15 protein-coding genes, 1 tRNA gene and 1 pseudogene are annotated in these 16,363 nt (G+C 63.2%); 8 read left to right on the top strand and 9 right to left on the bottom strand.

From position 1 onward, the window contains the following. Nucleotides 1-9: 9 nt before the first annotated feature. Both hisN and QQL28_RS20775 read right to left on the bottom strand, forming a co-directional pair. A complete protein-coding gene (gene hisN / locus QQL28_RS20770; RefSeq protein WP_284268258.1) occupies nt 10-792 on the bottom strand; it encodes a histidinol-phosphatase in 783 nt (260 codons plus the stop codon). A 556-nt stretch (nt 793-1,348) separates the two neighbouring features. Beyond that, nucleotides 1,349-2,239 (bottom strand): N-formylglutamate amidohydrolase, encoded by an 891-nt coding sequence (locus QQL28_RS20775; protein ID WP_284268260.1) that lies wholly within the window; start codon nt 2,237-2,239, stop codon nt 1,349-1,351. Between the two features lie 314 nt (nt 2,240-2,553). Between QQL28_RS20775 and cpdR the strand changes: the two genes are divergently transcribed. From cpdR to QQL28_RS20790, 3 genes are all read left to right on the top strand, one after another. Next, on the top strand, nt 2,554-2,913 hold the full coding sequence (cpdR, locus tag QQL28_RS20780) for a cell cycle two-component system response regulator CpdR (protein WP_254105854.1): 360 nt from the start codon (nt 2,554-2,556) through the stop codon (nt 2,911-2,913). A gap of 75 nt (nt 2,914-2,988) precedes the next feature. Beyond that, nucleotides 2,989-3,063, top strand: a tRNA-Val gene (locus QQL28_RS20785). 650 nt (nt 3,064-3,713) lie between these two features. Further along, complete coding sequence (locus QQL28_RS20790) at nt 3,714-4,103, top strand: hypothetical protein (RefSeq protein ID WP_284268262.1); 390 nt, start codon at nt 3,714-3,716, stop codon at nt 4,101-4,103. Nucleotides 4,104-4,180: 77 nt separating this feature from the next. On the opposite strand, the gene QQL28_RS20795 is transcribed toward QQL28_RS20790, so the two are convergent. Next, nucleotides 4,181-4,630: a hypothetical protein gene (locus QQL28_RS20795; protein ID WP_284268264.1), complete on the bottom strand. Its 450-nt coding sequence runs from the start codon at nt 4,628-4,630 to the stop codon at nt 4,181-4,183. A 701-nt stretch (nt 4,631-5,331) separates the two neighbouring features. Then, nucleotides 5,332-5,880 (bottom strand): annotated as a pseudogene (locus QQL28_RS20800) (helix-turn-helix domain-containing protein); the annotation flags it as partial. 38 nt (nt 5,881-5,918) lie between these two features. Between QQL28_RS20800 and QQL28_RS20805 the strand changes: the two are divergent. From QQL28_RS20805 to QQL28_RS20810, 3 genes are all read left to right on the top strand, one after another. Continuing rightward, nucleotides 5,919-6,200, top strand: coding sequence for a LexA family protein (locus tag QQL28_RS20805; RefSeq protein ID WP_283038083.1), 282 nt, complete (start codon nt 5,919-5,921; stop codon nt 6,198-6,200). A 430-nt stretch (nt 6,201-6,630) separates the two neighbouring features. Then, nucleotides 6,631-6,906, top strand: coding sequence for a helix-turn-helix domain-containing protein (locus QQL28_RS46145; protein WP_431309622.1), 276 nt, complete (start codon nt 6,631-6,633; stop codon nt 6,904-6,906). A gap of 474 nt (nt 6,907-7,380) precedes the next feature. Continuing rightward, complete coding sequence (locus tag QQL28_RS20810; protein WP_284268267.1) at nt 7,381-7,770, top strand: hypothetical protein; 390 nt, start codon at nt 7,381-7,383, stop codon at nt 7,768-7,770. Nucleotides 7,771-7,793: 23 nt separating this feature from the next. On the opposite strand, the gene QQL28_RS20815 is transcribed toward QQL28_RS20810, so the two are convergent. From QQL28_RS20815 to QQL28_RS20825, 3 genes are all read right to left on the bottom strand, one after another. Further along, a complete protein-coding gene (locus tag QQL28_RS20815) occupies nt 7,794-8,258 on the bottom strand; it encodes a hypothetical protein (RefSeq protein WP_284268269.1) in 465 nt (154 codons plus the stop codon). Between the two features lie 26 nt (nt 8,259-8,284). Next, on the bottom strand, nt 8,285-8,656 hold the full coding sequence (locus tag QQL28_RS20820; protein WP_284268271.1) for an ElaB/YgaM/YqjD family protein: 372 nt from the start codon (nt 8,654-8,656) through the stop codon (nt 8,285-8,287). A gap of 77 nt (nt 8,657-8,733) precedes the next feature. Next, complete coding sequence (locus tag QQL28_RS20825) at nt 8,734-9,846, bottom strand: AI-2E family transporter (RefSeq protein WP_284268273.1); 1,113 nt, start codon at nt 9,844-9,846, stop codon at nt 8,734-8,736. Between the two features lie 209 nt (nt 9,847-10,055). Here QQL28_RS20825 and QQL28_RS20830 point away from each other — a divergent pair, with 209 nt between their 5' ends. Together QQL28_RS20830 and QQL28_RS20835 are read left to right on the top strand one after the other, a co-directional pair. After that, nucleotides 10,056-10,859: a L,D-transpeptidase gene (locus tag QQL28_RS20830; RefSeq protein ID WP_284268274.1), complete on the top strand. Its 804-nt coding sequence runs from the start codon at nt 10,056-10,058 to the stop codon at nt 10,857-10,859. Between the two features lies 1 nt (nt 10,860). Further along, the gene (locus QQL28_RS20835; protein WP_284268276.1) at nt 10,861-11,508 is read left to right on the top strand and encodes a DUF2865 domain-containing protein; all 648 of its coding nucleotides are present in this window, start codon (nt 10,861-10,863) and stop codon (nt 11,506-11,508) included. Between the two features lie 144 nt (nt 11,509-11,652). Here the strand turns inward: QQL28_RS20835 and QQL28_RS20840 are convergent, their stop codons facing one another. Together QQL28_RS20840 and QQL28_RS20845 are read right to left on the bottom strand one after the other, a co-directional pair. Continuing rightward, nucleotides 11,653-13,749, bottom strand: a complete 2,097-nt coding sequence (locus QQL28_RS20840; RefSeq protein WP_284268278.1) for a methyl-accepting chemotaxis protein — start codon at nt 13,747-13,749, stop codon at nt 11,653-11,655. Between the two features lie 289 nt (nt 13,750-14,038). Then, nucleotides 14,039-16,132 carry a methyl-accepting chemotaxis protein gene (locus QQL28_RS20845; RefSeq protein ID WP_284268280.1) on the bottom strand — a complete coding sequence of 698 codons (2,094 nt, stop codon included), beginning with the start codon at nt 16,130-16,132 and terminating at the stop codon, nt 14,039-14,041. Between the last annotated feature and the right edge of the window lie 231 nt (nt 16,133-16,363).

Below are 16,363 nucleotides of genomic sequence, written 5' to 3' on the forward strand. Positions count from 1 at the left end.
TGTTATTGGTTATTGGTTGAGAAGTTTCAGCGCTTCTTCGTGCACGCGGGGATCACCGGCGGCGATGATGCGGCCGCCGCCTTGCGCCGGCTTGCCCTCCCAGGTGGTGACGATGCCGCCGGCGCCGGTGACGATCGGGATCAGCGCCGCGATGTCGTAGGGTTTCAGCTCGGTCTCGACCACGAGGTCGACGTGACCGGCGGCCAGCATGCAATAGGAGTAGCAGTCGCCGCCATAGCGCGACAGCCGTGCGCCCCTCTCGATCCGACCGAAGATGGCGCGGTCGCGCTCGTTCATCAGGAGCGGGCTCGTGGTGTAGGTCGTCGCTTCGGCAAGCGAGGCGCAGCGGCGGACCTGCAGGCGGCGCTCGCCGGACGGGCCTTTATAATTGGCCGAGCCGTTGTCGCCGGAAAACCGCTCGCCGATGAAGGGCTGATGCATCATGCCGAATACCGGCGTGCCCCTGTGCAACAGCGCAATCAACGTGCCCCAGATCGGAAAGCCGCCGATGAAGGATTTCGTGCCGTCGATGGGGTCGAGCACCCAGACGTAGTCGGCGTCCTCCCGCTCATTGCCGAATTCCTCGCCGACGATGCCGTGCTGGGGGAAGTTGGCCTTGATCAGGCGCCGCATGACCGCCTCCGCGGCGCGGTCAGCCTCGGTGACGGGGTCGAAATCCTTGGTCTTGCTCTTGTCGTCGATGGACAGCGAGGTGCGAAAGAACGGCAGGATGGTTTCGCCGGAGGCGGTGGCAAGCCGTCCGATGAAGGCAGAAAAATCGATCACCGTCACAGGCCTGTCCTTGCACCAATCGAAAGCAAAACGAACGCGTGACTATTGCCTATCCCAAATCGCATCGGACGGGCAGCGCTCTCTTGAATTTGCTCCCCGGTATTTTGGATGCGGTCCCCGGTCTGTCCTTACGAGCCATCCACTGACCAAATATCGATCATGGGTTTGAGAGCTTAGTTCCGGGTATGCCTCGTTGGTATGCAAACAGTAATCAACCCATTGAAATTCCTTATCAAAGAAACTGAATCCGGGTTTCTGCGGAGACATTGGAGCCCTGTGTTTTTTGCATGGGAAACGGCTCAAAAGCCCTTGCACTTTGTGCAGCGCAGTCGCATATTGTTGCGGTGCGGTAGCGCCTCGCGTTACCGCTGCCCTCCTTGGGCGTTTCCTCCCTAGACTTGGGCCGCTTGCTCATAACAAGCGGCCCTTTTTTCTTGCCCGCTTTCCGGGTCGATCGTTTTCATTTCGATACGCGCATCAGCGCGAAGCGAAAATCGGATCGCGTGTTGATGCCGCGGCCGTCGCGACCTGCGATGAGCGCAAAAAATATTGAAGCTTATTCGGCCGCAGCCTGGAATGGGCCGAGATCACCGAACGGAATGGTCGTGGCGAGCACGTCCGACAGAATCGCGAAATCTCCCGCGACCTGGTCGAAGCGCGCGCCGCGCTCGCGCCGCCGCTCGTCCATGTAGATCGCGCGGTTGAGCTCGAGCTGCACCGCGTGCAGGCCGCTCGCCGGATTGCCGTAATGCTCGGTGATGAAGCCGCCGGCATAGGGCTTGTTGCGCCCGACCGAATAGCCGAGCCCGCTCAAGGTCTCCTCGACCCGGTCGGGAAGCAGCGGCGTGCAGCTCGTGCCGTAGCGGTCGCCGATCACCACGTCGGGCCGGCGCGGCTCGTCGCGGGAGACGCCGACCGAGGGCATGGAGTGGCAGTCGACCACCACCACGGTGCCGAACATCTGGTGCACCTTGTTGATCAGCCGCCTCAGCGCGCGGTGATACGGCTTGTAGAGCGTCTCGATTCGCGCCAGCGCGTCATCGACCGCGATCCGTTCGCGATAGATCTCCTGGCCGTCACCGACGACGCGCGGAATGGTGCCGAGCCCGCCCGCAACGCGCATCGAGCGGGTATTGGCAAAACTCGGCAGCCGGCCGGAGAACATCCGCGGGTCGAGCTCGTAGGGTTCTCTGTTCACATCGACATAGGAGCGCGGGAAATTGACGCGCACAACCGGAAAACCGCGCGTGCTCAAATGTCCGATCAGCTCGTCCATGAAGGAATCTTCCGAGCGGCGGAGCGTCGGCAGGTCGATGCGCGAGGCCGCCAGAAAATCGTCCGGATAGACCGAGCCGGAATGGGGCGAGTTGAAGATGATCGGCGCCCGCCACTCGGTAGGCTCGATGATCTCGAACGGTGGCGACAAGTCGCCGTCAAACCGGGTCATCTTGGTCAGTTTCGTCCCTCTATATCCGCGACAATCCGGATTGGACTCGAACAGGCCGGCAACGCGAGGCTCTTATGTGCGGTCATTGTCAGGAATCGCAACCATTCTGCCAAGTGAAAAGTACGGGTGCGGCGCTGGAACGTGTCTTAACCGTGCAAGCATCGCGTGTGCGGCCTTGATTGATTCGTGCCCCATTCCGGTTCACAAAGAGCGGGCCGCACGGGGGGGGAGGGGTGCATCTTTCACCCGAAATTTACCCTCTGTCGGGCTTACTGAACACTACCGTAGCCTCCGGGGATTCGACGTTTCCTGCCATGCCAAAAATCCTGCTCGCCGAAGACGACAACGACATGCGCCGCTTCCTGGTCAAGGCGCTCGAAAACGCCGGCTTCCAGGTTTCCTCCCACGACAACGGCATGTCGGCCTATCAGCGGCTGCGGGAAGAGCCGTTCGAGATGCTGCTGACCGACATCGTGATGCCGGAGATGGACGGCATTGAGCTCGCCCGCCGGGCCTCGGAACTCGACCCCGACATCAAGATCATGTTCATCACCGGCTTCGCCGCCGTGGCCCTGAACTCGGATTCGGAGGCCCCCAAGAACGCCAAGGTCCTGTCCAAACCGGTCCATTTGCGGGAATTGGTGAGCGAAGTGAACAAGATGCTGGCGGCCTAAGCCGGTCGCTTCCGTCCTTGCGCATGCTCCCCTGAGCCGTTATAGGGACCGCACCCGATTTTCTTTTGACCTTTAGGGCACGTAGCTCAGCGGGAGAGCACTACCTTGACATGGTAGGGGTCACAGGTTCGATCCCTGTCGTGCCCACCATTAACCCTTTGTTTTCTCAGCATTTCTGGAATCACCCTCGCCCCGATCGCCTGCAAATCCTTCTTCGTCAACAGTACGTCAACAGCAAATAGCCGCCTGGCGCAGTGCTGCTGGATCAGTGCGATTACGCAATCGGTAGCCAACGCGACGTCCGCGAGCATGTCCGGATCGTCTGACTCGTAGTTCGCCGTCGTGCGCGAGCCGTCACGCACGACGTGCCCCATCCACAATGAGCGCTGCTCCCGCGGCACATTCCGGAACAGCTTCTTTATTTGGTCGGCCATGAAATGGCGCAAGCTGTACTGCGAAAAGCCCATCAGTCCGAGCTCTGATCCGATACGTCGAAACGCGCGCTTCACGGTTGCGACACGTTTGCCCTTGTACACGATGAGTCCCAGCTCAGGAGGGGTTCGGTTCTCGGCAAGGGCGGCTGCTCGCCGAGCCTCATCCTCTTTGCTCCAGAGAGGTAGCCAGCCCGCGAGACACCCGGTGAGCGGTTGGCGGGGGCGGCGCTTCTTCGTAGGTACCCAACCGACCGGAGCGAGATCAATCACGCCCCCGTTCCAATCAACCTGAGTTGCCGGATCGAAATCGATGATGGCTTGTGGCCGAGCCCATGTGCACAGGCTCATTATCGCGAAACGGAAAAGATGGGGCGTTTTGAGCGAGTCCAGAACGGCGGCCATCTGCTCGACGGAGAGTGTTGCCGGCCGCGGCCGGCGTGCCGGGATTTTGAGTTCAGAAGCGATCGCCTCACGTTTCCACACTATTTTCGGCGCGTGGCTCATCAGCGCCGTCTCGACCTCATTACCGACAGCATCCAATCTGATTTTTGTGACGCAGGCGTCGTTGAATGCAGATCTCATCACATTGAACAACCGTTCGATGTAGCCGGCGGAATGTTGGTGTTTTTCGACGCACCATTTGGCCAACTTGAGCTGCCGGGCTGGCGTCCAAAAGGCGACGGGTGCATCAATCTTGCTTATGCTGGCGAGATAGTCCGTGAACAGCTCGACTGCCCGCTCGGCTGCATCCTCTGATGCAATGTGTGAGCCGCGTTCGTCGAGATACGCCTTGAGGGCGGCGACAGTGAGAACCTGATCGGGCCCGGGCGGTCCTATCCGGTTTGTGCTGGTGGGAGCGGACGCGACGAGCGCCGCGAGCCTAACTTTGGCGTCTTCGAAATCTGTTGTCTTAAGACTTCTGCGGCGGACTTGGCGAGTTCCGGGGTCATATCTGCAAGCGTACCAGAACCCGAGGTGCTCTGGATGGGGACGCTCGAGATAGTAGCCGCCAAGCTCGAATCTCCACTGCTGTTGACTGCTTGTGGAGTCATTTTGCCGTTTATCTGTGGGCATTCAAATTTCCTAAGATACGTACGGTCAATATAGCTCTGCACCTGCTCTGGGGTATAACGAGGCCCGCCGCTTTTCTTTCGGAAACTGTAGAACTCGATCCTTGGCGGGTTCGCTCGACGCGCGCGCCGCAGCTCCGCCTTGGTGAGCATAGGCCATCGCTCGAGCACTTCGTTTTCAAACAAGAAATCCGCCGGATCGATGACGCGCATCGAAAAATCTTCCTCACGGCCAATCGAGCAATGAGCTCGGGCGACCCATTACGGTCGCAGAGGGCTCACCCGAGGTGAACAAGTTATTGCTGAGGTCGTTGAATCGGCGGCTGCGTCGTGCGTATCGGTGGGTTGCTCCGAGTATCGTTGAGCTCAACTCCGCCTGTACGAGCCGCTGTGGAAGTACGTAACCGCTGGCGTCGTGATTGAGGGAGCCGTGGTGAAGTCCGTCGCCTAACACAAGCACTCTCCCCCGCAAACTCAAAACCAATCTGCCGAGGTCGATCAGCCTCGGCCGATCCGGGTGGACGAACCGATGGTCTGCATGGCCTCAAAAAGCCGCATCGAAGAATGGTCTCGTCCTCTCGAGCCTGCCCGCCGCAAGCGGAATGTTGGTGCAGTTGCCTCGCGCGACGACCGAATGTGAATTTGATCTGGCAAGTAAACCAGATTGCCAAAAACCGGCTCGACCTTGGATCGCCATCGAAAAAAGGAGTTATCTGGCCAGCCTACGCCCGACCACATCAGCCTGATGGCGTGCTCGATCAAGTCAAGGTCAAGCCGCTGCGCGGCGGCCCTATGGGCCGGCCTTGACTTGATCTGCGCGCGCCATCTCAAAAGCTCCAAGGTCGGGACGAAGAGCTGGCCTGCAATCGAACAAAGAGCTGACCAACCACCTTGACCACTCAATCCCCATATGAGCAGACCAGCGGCCGGGCGGGTTCCGGCGCCTCGGCGTAGAGGTCGAGCACGTCCTCCATGCGGGCGACGTATTCGCCGTCGACATGGGGAATGCACCACATGTCCCTGCGCCATGGCTTGAGGGCGTTCTCGGCCAGCCGGCGACGCACGGTCTCGCCCGACAGGCTGTCGTGATCGGTGAGCTTGACCATCGTGTCAGCCAGCAGCGTCAGCGTCCAGCGTTTGCGGCCGGCGGGCGGCTTGGCGCATGCCGTCGCCACCAGCAGGGCCTCCTCCTTTCCGGTCAGCTTGCGCTCTGCGCCCGGACGCGGCTCCTCGCTCAAGGCCCGCTCCAGATTGCCTTCCACGAAGCGGCGCTTGGTCCGGCCGACGCTGGACAGGCTGACCCGGACGGTTCGGACAATCTCCGCGTCGCAACTACCGGCATCAGCCGCCAGCAAAATCTGCGCCCGCTTGAGCTTGCGGGCGGCGCGCTTGCCGCCGCCGAGCATCGCCGTCAGTTCGTCCCGCTCGGCTTGGCTCAATTCGACCCGATAACGTACATTCATGCTTCGCCTCCTTGTCGGAGGCCGGGACGAATCCAGCGATGAGTCAAAAATCAGGCACGCGCTTCACGGAGAAGCAGGGGCACTACCTGGCCTTTATCTACACCTACGCGCACATGTTCGGACGCCCACCCGCCGAAACCGACATGCAGCGCCATTTCCGCGTCAGCCCGCCCTCAGTCCACCAGATGATCGTCACCCTCGAACGAAACGGCTTCATTCGCCGTCAGCCCGGTGTTCCCCGGAGCATCGAGATTCTTTTGCCACCCGAAAACTTGCCCATCCTCGAATGGCTCGGCATCAAAACGTCAAAATCACTGTGATGAACTACTAGTTGGTTTGCCGCGGTATTCTTTGCTTTCGGTCGTAATGCCTATGTGAGCGCTCTGATCTTGGCGCCGACGCATCTCTTTGTTGGGCACGATGGTCCGCTGGTGCTGGAACTTCGCTATGCCGAACTCGGAGCAGTAGTAACACAACGGCACCCATCCGTTGATCGGTCGGCGGCTGAACTGGTGCTCAGTATCCTATGCCGCATCCTTCTCGTCACCAAATGGCATTGTTGGAATGTGGAGGCCGATCTCGCGATCGCAGCAGCGAAGACCGAAAGAAGTTAGACCCGAAACAGCAAGCCGAACTTTTTCTAATCATCGCTGGTTTTCGCCACAGTACGCGGCGACGCTCATGTGTTCGCATTGACGTTTTTGGGCCGCTCAAGCAACTCTCGACGGTCGAGTCTGAGAGGCGGAGCCCATGCGTCGAGATCCGGGAGAACAAGTTGAGCAGGATCTCCCCGCCTCCAAACCTTCCGACCAAAGAAAGATACCGTTTGCCGAGCGGTTAACCTGTACGATTGATGAAGCGTGCCAAGCCACCGGCCTGGGGCGTACCAAGCTCTACGAGTTGATAGGCGCAGGAAAATTGGACACGAGGTCCGTCGGACGCCGGCGGTTGGTGCTTGTGTCTTCACTTCAAGCACTGCTCGACGTGAATTGTTCAAGCGCCAGCGGCAAGGAGAGGCTCGGTTAACGGCACCCAGGCCCGCGGTCTTTCAGCTTGACGGTATGCACTGGCCTGCGGCCGGGCTCGCGTTGATTTCCAAACTTGTGGCATCGCGCGCACAGCTCTCACTGCGTTCCTTCTACTCCGAAGGATTCCTGGCTTCACTCCACCGCGAGCGTAGTTCCAGATTCGCCCAAATGTACAATGGTGGGGCGGATGGTGGGGCGGCTTGCCAAGCGCCGCAGTTTTCCGCGGAAAAAAGTAAGGCGCGACTGGCATCACCACAGTCGCGCCCTACGTCGCCGGTTTATGGGGCAGGGGGGAATAACCGGCTGCCGAGATGACGCGTAGCCGCGGGAGTCGTTCCAGCGTGGCGAAAATTTTTTTGAACCGCCGCTCCCCATTTCTTTACACACGGTTAAGTGATCGCCGTCGCACAGAACTCCGGATATTCGGGCGGCGTTGTTCCATCGATCGCCATGGGGCGAGGGACGAACAACCATGTCACAGATCAGCAAAGCGTTTTTGGGCGCAGCCGCCATCTCGTTGACACTCGGTGCCGTGCAACTGGCGTCGGGTCACGATCTCGCCGATCGCTGGAAGGCGGTCGCTGACAAGCCGAGCCATATCGTCAATCGCGCCGGCAAGGCGGACCGCATCGTCGCTCCGCGGACCGCAGCCGTTCCGACGCGTACCGTTTCGATGCGCCTCAACGACCTCGCCGATACGTCAGTGTTGCTGCGTGTTCCCGCGACGATCGAGACCGGTAGTGCCAAGCCGCCCGTCCTGCTGCAAAGGCAGGGGCGCAAGCCCACGGTCGCCTGCGAGCCCGTCGTCAGCTCGCTGACCGAAGTCGCAAAGCTGCTCCAGCCCGGCCGCTGCGTGACCTGATCAGTTTGAATTTTTCTCGATGATTATTCGGCGGGTTCGGGCGAGACATCCTCTTCGGGTGTCTGGGCCCCGGCCCGGCTTGCCATGATCCCGAGCGCCACGCCGCCGATCGCAAGGATGGGAAGCAGCCGCTTGACGCCGATGGCACGGACGATCTGCAAGCCGGTCGCGATCAGCATGGGATCTGTGAGCACGCTTTGCGCTGCTGATCGTGCGGCTCTTTCCGCCGCCTGCCGTGCGCGCTTCTCGGTCTCCCGCTTGTAGGCGATGTAGCTGCCGGCAGCGGCGAGCGTGAGCAGGAAGAACATGCCGGCGCCGGCGAGGCATGCCTGCACCGGACCATAATTTTGCAGCACCAGGATGAAGACAGCAGCGCAGAGGAAGGCCGTGGTGATGAAGAGCGCAAGCGCCGCGGCTGCCGCCAGCGAGGTCAGCCGCAAGGTCGTCCCGGTCGAGGCGCTGATGCCGTCGATCATCCGCTGAAACATCGCCCTCGCTCCTCAATCCCCCTCGGCTAGCGCCGCCAGGCAATTCCGATCAGGAAGCCGATGCCGAGCGCCAGGCCCACGGTCGCGAGCGGACGCTGCGTGATGGCATCCTCGAGCGTCTCCTCCAGCGAGGTCGCTGCATCCTGCGCCGCATCCATCATCGCGCTGCCGCGCTCGGAGGCGTCATCCATCGCCGAATCCATCTGCTGGCGCGCCTGCTTGTAGCCGCGCCGGGCTTGCTTGCCCGCGGAGTTGGCAAAGGTGTTGAGGGCATCGGTGATCTGCTCGGTGAGGGCGGCAATATCGCTTTTCACGGCTTGGACATCCTTTTCGAGGCGCTCTCGGGTAGCTTTGTCGGTCCAGTCTCTCGTCCCGGTTTCGCTAGTGGTCGCTGACATCGAAAGCTCCGGATCATTGTCGGTGAGACAGCCAAAAAACGCTTCGCCGTGACGGAAGTTCCACTCCCGGAAACTGCTCAGTCGCCTGGTAGTTGCGGCGCATCGGCGGGAGCCAGATGCTCCTTCAGGATCAGCGCGACGATCAGAAGCGGCGACGACAGGAATGCGCCCATCGGGCCCCACAGCCAGGTCCAGAAGGCGAGCGCGAGGAATACCGCCAGTGCATTCAGTGCCAGCCGCCGGCCGATGATGGTGGGCGTGACGAAATGTCCCTCCAGGAAAGTGAGGCCGCCGAAGGCGAGCGCCGCCATCAATCCGCTGCCGATGGTCGGAAAGGCGACGAGGCCGACCACGACCAGCACGACGAACATGGCGACCGGTCCGATGATCGGGATGAAGTTCAGCGTCGCAGCCAGTGCGCCGAGCCCGGCCGGATTGGGCATGCCGGTCAGCGCACAGACGATGCCGGTGGCGATGCCGACGCCGATATTGATGACCGTCACCGTCAAGAGATAGTTGCCAAGATGGACCTCGATCTCGTTGAGGATCCGCAGCGTGCGCAGCCGCGCGTCGCGATCGCTGAAGGTCATGATCAGGGCGCGCCTCAGGTCGCGCCAGCTCGCGATGAACAGGATCAGGGTCGCGAAGAACAGCAGGAATTCGGTGAAGGTGGGCGACAGGAATTCCAGGGTCGGCTGCACCCATTCGAATTTCGGCATCTGGAAGCTCGGCAGGCCTCCCGAGCCGCCGACCATCGCTTGCAGCTCCTGCCACAGCGCGAGCGGCCGGTCGAAGACATGCAGCTTGTCCTTGAGCCGCGCGCCGAGCTCGGGCAGGCGCGTGCCCCATTCCATGACCGGTGAAGCGATCAGGGCGACGACGAAGGTGACCATCGCGGTGACCGTGATCACGATCAGCACCGCGGCCAGCGCGCGTGGCACCCGTTGCCGTTCCAGAAATGTCGCCGCCGGCGACAGCATGGTGCCGGTGACGAAGGCCATCACCACGGGAAGGAAGAACGGCTTGCCGACGAAGAGCACAGCCACGACGGCGATCAAAAGCATGCCCGCGAGCGACAAGGCGACGAATTCGGTGCGCCGGATTACCGGCGGCAGGTCGCTTTTGCTATCGGGAAGCGGCGCGCCTTCGCTGTCGTTGGAAAGCAGACGTTCACTGGGAAGGACGCGCACAGCCATTCTCCCGCACGGAGCTCACGCTCCGCGCGCGCAAGACTGCTCAAGAACGTGCCTCTGACCGGAAGGTTCCGTCGCGGACTCGTGAAGTCGGCTTCGCTTGACTGTGACCGGGAGGCCCCATGAGCGCGCGGAACTTGAGTCGTCGCAAGCGCGTTTGTTCAGACAGCATCACCCTGATGCACTTCTCGTGAACGGGGCAGCACATGACACAGTTATCTGCATCCCACCGCCGGCTTTCGCCGCGCGCCTTCACCTCTTTCGCCTTTGTGGCAGCATTGCTGACAATGCCATTCGGTGCCGCGAGCGCGCAGACGCTTCTCTTCGCGCCGATGCAGCCGCAGGCTTTTCCGCAAGGTTATTCGCAAGGCTATGTGCGCGAGCAGCCGCAGGCCTCGGACGATCCGGTAGCCTCGGATGATTCCGTCCTGCCCGAGCGGCTGCGCCGGCAGATCGTCAGTTTCGACGGCAGCCAGCCGGCCGGGACGATCGTGATCGATACCGGTAATACCGTGCTCTACTACGTGCTCGGCCAGGGCCGCGCGATCCGCTACGGCGTCGGTGTCGGGCGCGATGGCTTCACCTGGTCGGGCGTGCAGTCGATCAGCCGCAAGGCGGAATGGCCGGACTGGCATCCGCCGGCTGAGATGATCGCGCGCCAGCCCTACCTGCCACGCTTCGTCGCCGGCGGCCCCGGTAATCCGCTCGGCGCGCGGGCGATGTATCTGGGCGCGAGCGAGTATCGCATCCACGGGACCAATGATCCCACCACGATCGGAAAATTCGTCTCCTCCGGCTGTATCCGCATGACCAACGAGGACGTCGTGGATCTCTTCAACCGGGTCAATATCGGCACCAGGGTCGTGGTGCTCTCGAAGAACGCGCCGCTGCTGGCGCGCGACGGTGATCCGTTGCGCAGGCCGGCGCGCCCGGCCACGACGATACCGGCCTCGGGACGCCAGGCGCTCAATGTTTCGCCGGTCTCCCCGACCAGTGCGACGCCGAGGTAACATGATCAGGCGTTCGACACTCAAAGTGACGGGCGGGGCGGCGGTCTTGCTGTTCGCTTCGCTCAGCCTGGCGCTGACGCCGTCGGCGCGCGCGGAGGATTTCCTCTCGGCGCTGTTCGGCGCGTTCGGTGCCCGGCCGCCGCCACAGATCAGGATGCCGTTTCCCAGCGACGACATGCCGCGCTACGAGGCGCCGCGCGGGCGTTCCTATGGCGGCGGGCAGGCGTGGTGCGTACGCACCTGCGACGGACGCCACTTCCCGGCGCAAGGCACCGATAGCGAGAGCAAGGCGCAGAGCTGCAACAGCTTCTGCCCGGCGGCCGAAACCACGGTGTTCTATGGCAGCGAGATCGACGACGCGGTCACCGAGACCGGCCAGGACTATTCCGACCTGCCGAACGCCTACCGTTACCGCAACGAGCTCGTCGCGGGCTGCACCTGCAACGGCAGGGATCCCGTCGGCCTCGCCCCGGTCAAGGTCACGGACGATCCAACCTTGCGCAAGGGCGATATCGTCGCGAGCCCCGACGGATTGGTGGTCGCCAATCGCAACGCCAACGACAGGCGTGGCGTCGCCATGAACTTCTCGCCGCTGCCGGATTCGTTGCGGGCGAAATTCCGGCATCTGCCGGTGGTGGCGCGGGAGTGAGCGTTGGCTGGCTGCTTGCCAATCCACCGCTGTCATGCCCCGCGACGGCGGGGCATCCAGTACGCCGCAGTCTGTCCGTATCCTCGCACTGCCTCTGGAATACTGGATCGCCGCTTTCGCGGGCGATGACACCGAGAGCGCGGCCTACGCCGCGCGGATCTTGCCGAGGAAGTCGCTGACCTGATCGCCAAGCTGGCGGCTCTGCGCCTCGAGCAGTTCGGAGGCGTGCTTGACGTTGTCAGCGGCCGCGGCGGCCGCATCGGCATCGGTCTTCACGCCGGCGATGTTGTCCGAGACGTTCTTGGTGCCCTGCGCGGCAAATTGCGTGCTGCGGGTGATCTCCTGGGTCGCCGCGCCCTGTTCCTGTACGGCAGCCGCAATCGCGGTTGCGACTTCGTTGACCTCGCCGATGATGCCGCCGATCGCCTGGATGGCGGTGATGGCATCGCCCGCGACCTTCTGGATGCCGGCGACCTGCTCGGAGATCTCCTCCGTCGCCTTGGCCGTCTGGGTGGCCAGCGATTTCACCTCGGAGGCGACCACGGCAAAACCGCGGCCGGCATCGCCGGCGCGTGCGGCCTCGATCGTGGCGTTGAGCGCCAGGAGGTTGGTCTGCGCGGCAATCGTATTGATCAGGCCGACCACCTCGCCGATCCGGCTCGCGGAGGAGGCAAGCCCCTGCACGGTGCCGTCGGTGTCGCGTGCCTGGCTGACCGCGCGGCTTGCGATGCCCGCGGCGTGCGCCGCCTGCTGGCTGATGTCGTTGATCGACGCGCTGAGCTCCTCGGCCGCCGAGGTCACGCTGTCCACGCTCATCGAGGCATCACCCGAGGCCTTGCCCGCGACCTGGACGCGCTCGTTGGTCTGACGCGAGACCGCGGAGAGATCGCCCGAGGTCTTGCGCATCTCGCCGGAGGCCTGGCTCAGTTCGTCCAGCGTCCTGCGCACGACGCTTTCGAACTCGCCGACATAGGCCTCGGTCGCGCGCTGGCGTGCCGCTGTGCCCGCATTGCGCTCGCGCTCCTGGGCTTCGATCGCGAGCTTGTCGGCCGCCTGCTGCTTGAAGGTTTCGAGCGCGCCGGCGAGGGCGCCGATCTCGTCGCGGCGATCGAGATAGCCGCCATCGACGGAGAGATCGCCGCCGGCGACCTTGAGCATGGCGTCGCGAATGTTATGCAGAGGGCGGATGACGCGGCGGGTGACGCCGATCATCGCGCCGACGGTCAGCACGAGTGCGAGGGTCAGCATCGCGATCTGCACCGCGAGCGCGTGGCTTGCGGCCGAGTATTGGGCGGCGGCATAGTCCCGCGCTTCATCCAGCGCGCGCTCGGCGACCGCCACCGCAGTACCCATGCGCTGCGCCGTCTGCGGCGTCCACTGATCGGCGGTCAGCTCGGTCTTGGAGCCGACCATGATCTGGTCGATCAACCGGTCGCGCAGCGCCAGGTAGTCCGGGTTGAAATAGGCGGCCTTGGCGGCGCTCATGGCGTCCGCGAGCTGTGGCGAGAGCTGCATGCCGAGCGTTGCGGATTCCAGCCCGCTCCAGGAATTCTCGATCGCGCCGACCGATTTGGTGTAGGTCTGCTGCGCTTCCATCGGCAGGCTGCCGGTCGCCACGAGACCGGTCGCCACCAGGTCGGACGCTTCGCCGGCCGTGTTGCGGAGCAGCCATGCGGCCTGCTTGATCGACAGGAGCTGATCGATCAGCGGGTCGTTGTGATTGACGGCCGCCGTCAGGTTGGCGGAGATCTTTTCCAGCGTTGCCAGCAGCGCACCGGCGGCCTCGGTGTAGTCCTTTGCCAGATTCGGACGCCGCGCCTTCTTCGGCTTGCGCATGTCGTCCCAGGCATCGCTCTGGAGCGTGGTGAGCTTCTCGACCTCCCGGTTCAGCGCGCCCACCAGGGCCGCCTGCTCGGCAAACGGAATCGACGGCAGCAGCGCCGCTGCGGCGCGGATCGCCGGCATTTCGGCGTCGTGAATGCCGTGCAGGAATTTGTCGATCTCCGGCGAGACCGCGGCCTCGCCGTTGAGCACGCGCGGGGTCGACGAGCGGTCGGTGCGCAGATTGTGCATCGCCTTGAAGGCGTGGCTCGAAGCCTCGGCGACCGCCGCGATCTGGCTGGTTGCCCGCAGCCGCTCCCAGGATTGCCAGGCCGTTGTGACGAGTAGCCCGACGACGCAGGCTGCGAGCAAGGCGATGACGGACTGAAGCAGCGTCGAGACGCTCAAACGGCCAAGCATGACTGGAATCCCCCCGGAAGCCGCACATTCTTCGCAGAAGGGGATAAAGGAAGTTGTAACGCGCGGTGGTGGGTAGCCGGCGGGTTGTGGCGAGTTGGTCTGCGAGGCAAGGGCCGCGACGACCGGTTGGATGTTCATCTGCCGACCGTCGTCCTGGCGAAAGCCAGGACCCAACTCCGACTGCCAGCGTGGCGCGACGCTCGGACCAGCAGCCTGCCCATTGCAGAATTCGGTGGCTATGGTCCTGGCTTTCGCCAGGACGACTTCAAGGCTTGCAGTCCGTCGTCGCCTACGCCGCGCGGATCTTGCCGAGGAAATCCGTCACCTGGTTGCCGAGCTGCCGGCTCTGGGTCTCCAGCGTTTCCGAGGCGTGCTTGACGTTGTCGGCCGCGGCGGCGGCGGCATCTGCATCGGCTTTGACGCCGGTGATGTTGTCCGAGACGTTCCTGGTGCCCTGCGCGGCAAATTGCGTGCTGCGGGTGATCTCCTGCGTCGCCGCGCCCTGCTGCTGGACGGCGGCGGCAATCGCGGTGGCGACCTCGTTGACCTCGCCGATGATGCCGCCGATCGCCTGGATCGCGTTGATGGCATCGCCGGCGACCTTCTGGATGTCGGAGATCTGCTCGGAGATTTCGTCCGTCGCTTTCGCGGTCTGGCTCGCCAGTGACTTCACTTCGGAGGCAACCACGGCGAAGCCGCGGCCGGCTTCGCCGGCCCGCGCAGCTTCGATCGTGGCGTTGAGGGCGAGCAGGTTCGTCTGCGCGGCAATGGTGTTGATCAGGCCGACCACCTCGCCGATGCGTCCCGCCGATTTCGCCAGGCCCTGCACGGTGCCGTCGGTCTCCCGCGCCTGACCGACCGCGCGGCTGGCGATGCCCGCGGCGTGCGCCGCCTGCTGGCTGATGTCGTTGATCGAGGCACTGAGCTCTTCGGCAGCAGCGGCCACGCTGTCGACGCTCATCGAGGCGTCGTTGGAGGCCTTGCCGGCGACCTGGACGCGGTCGTTGGTCTGGCGCGAGACCGCGGAGAGATCGCCCGACGTCTTGCGCATTTCTCCGGAGGCCTCACCCAGCTCGCCAAGTGTCCTGCGGATGACGCCCTCGAACTCGCCGACATAGGTTTCGATCGCGCGCTGACGTGTCGCGGCGCCTGTATTGCGCTCGCGCTCCTGCGCCTCGATCGTCAGCTTGTCATTGGCCTGCCGCTTGAATGTCTCCAGAGCGCCGGCCAGCGCGCCGATCTCGTCCTGGCGGTCGAGATAGCCAGAGTCGACCGAGAGATCGCCGCCGGCGACCTTCAGCATGGCGTCGCGGATCGCATGCAGCGGGGTGATGACGCGGCGGGTCACCACCATGATCGCGCCGACGGCAAGGCCGATCGCGAGCACCAGAAGTGAGAGCTGCATGATGAGCGCATGTTGGGCTGCGGCGCGCTGGTCCAGCGTATGGCTCTTGGCCGCGTCGAGTGCGGTTTCGGCCACGGCAACGGCGCTGGCGAGGCGCCCCACCGTCACCGGTGTCCACTGGTTCGCCGTCATTTCAGCCTTCTCGCCATTGGCGAGCATATTGGCGAGGCGATCGCGAAGGGCCAGATATTGCGGATCGAAATAGGCGGCCTTGACTGCAGTCAAGGCCGAGGACAGGGCCGGCGGCAGTTGCATGCCCGACGCCGACAATTCCAGTGCCTTCCACATCGCGGTCGTGCCGCCGACATATTGGGTATAGGCGAGGCGGACGTCTGGCGTGATGCGACCGGCGTTGAGCCCGGTCGAGATGATCAGCGACGCCTCACCCGCGGTGTTGCGCAGCAGCCAGGCGTTTTGCTTGATCGACAGCAACTGGTCGATCATCGCGTCCTGGTGATTGACGGTTGCGGCCAGGACGTTCGATAGCTTGTCCAGCGTCTCCAGCAGGCTGCCCGTCGTTTCCATATATTCCTTGGCAAGGCCCGCGCGGCGTTGTTCCTTCGGCTTGGCCACCTCGTCCCAGAACTGCTTCTGCTCCTCGCCGAGCAGGTTGAACAGCCGCGCCAGCTCCGGCACCAGCGTGGCCGATTGCGCGAACTCCATGGTCGGCAGCAGGTCGAGCGCGCGCGCCATCGCCGGCATCTCGGTCTCGCGCAGCGAGCGCAGATATTTCTCGATCTCGCCGTCCATCGGCTCGGTCGCGCCCAAGAGGCGATTGGTGGTCGAGCGGTCGGTGCGCAGATTGTGCATCGCCTTGAAGAGATCGGCCGAAGCGTCGGCGATTTGCGAGATGCGGTTGGCGGTCTTGAGGCGGTCCCAGGACTCGAGGGCGGTGAGCGACAGGGCAATCACCACGCAGACCGACGTGCTCGCGATCACCGCCTTGAGCAGCGCGGATACGGTCAGACGGTTGAGCATCGAAGTCCCCCAATTCCCATTTCAAAGTTCGGGAAGCAGCGCCCCGACAATGGAGACAGGGAGCGGCGGTCCTCAAATCAGCAATGCCGCCTGCGGTGCGGCGCAAACGTTTCGGCATTTGGAAGCAAAAGGGTAAAGTTTTAACCAGTGGCTCTGTTGGTAGAAATACGTATTTACTAGAAGTTGTAATGGGTTGCTTGAATGGAACCGAAGCGGCGGGCACGGCGTTAG

This window comes from Bradyrhizobium iriomotense, assembly GCF_030160715.1.
Lineage (GTDB): Bacteria > Pseudomonadota > Alphaproteobacteria > Rhizobiales > Xanthobacteraceae > Bradyrhizobium > Bradyrhizobium iriomotense.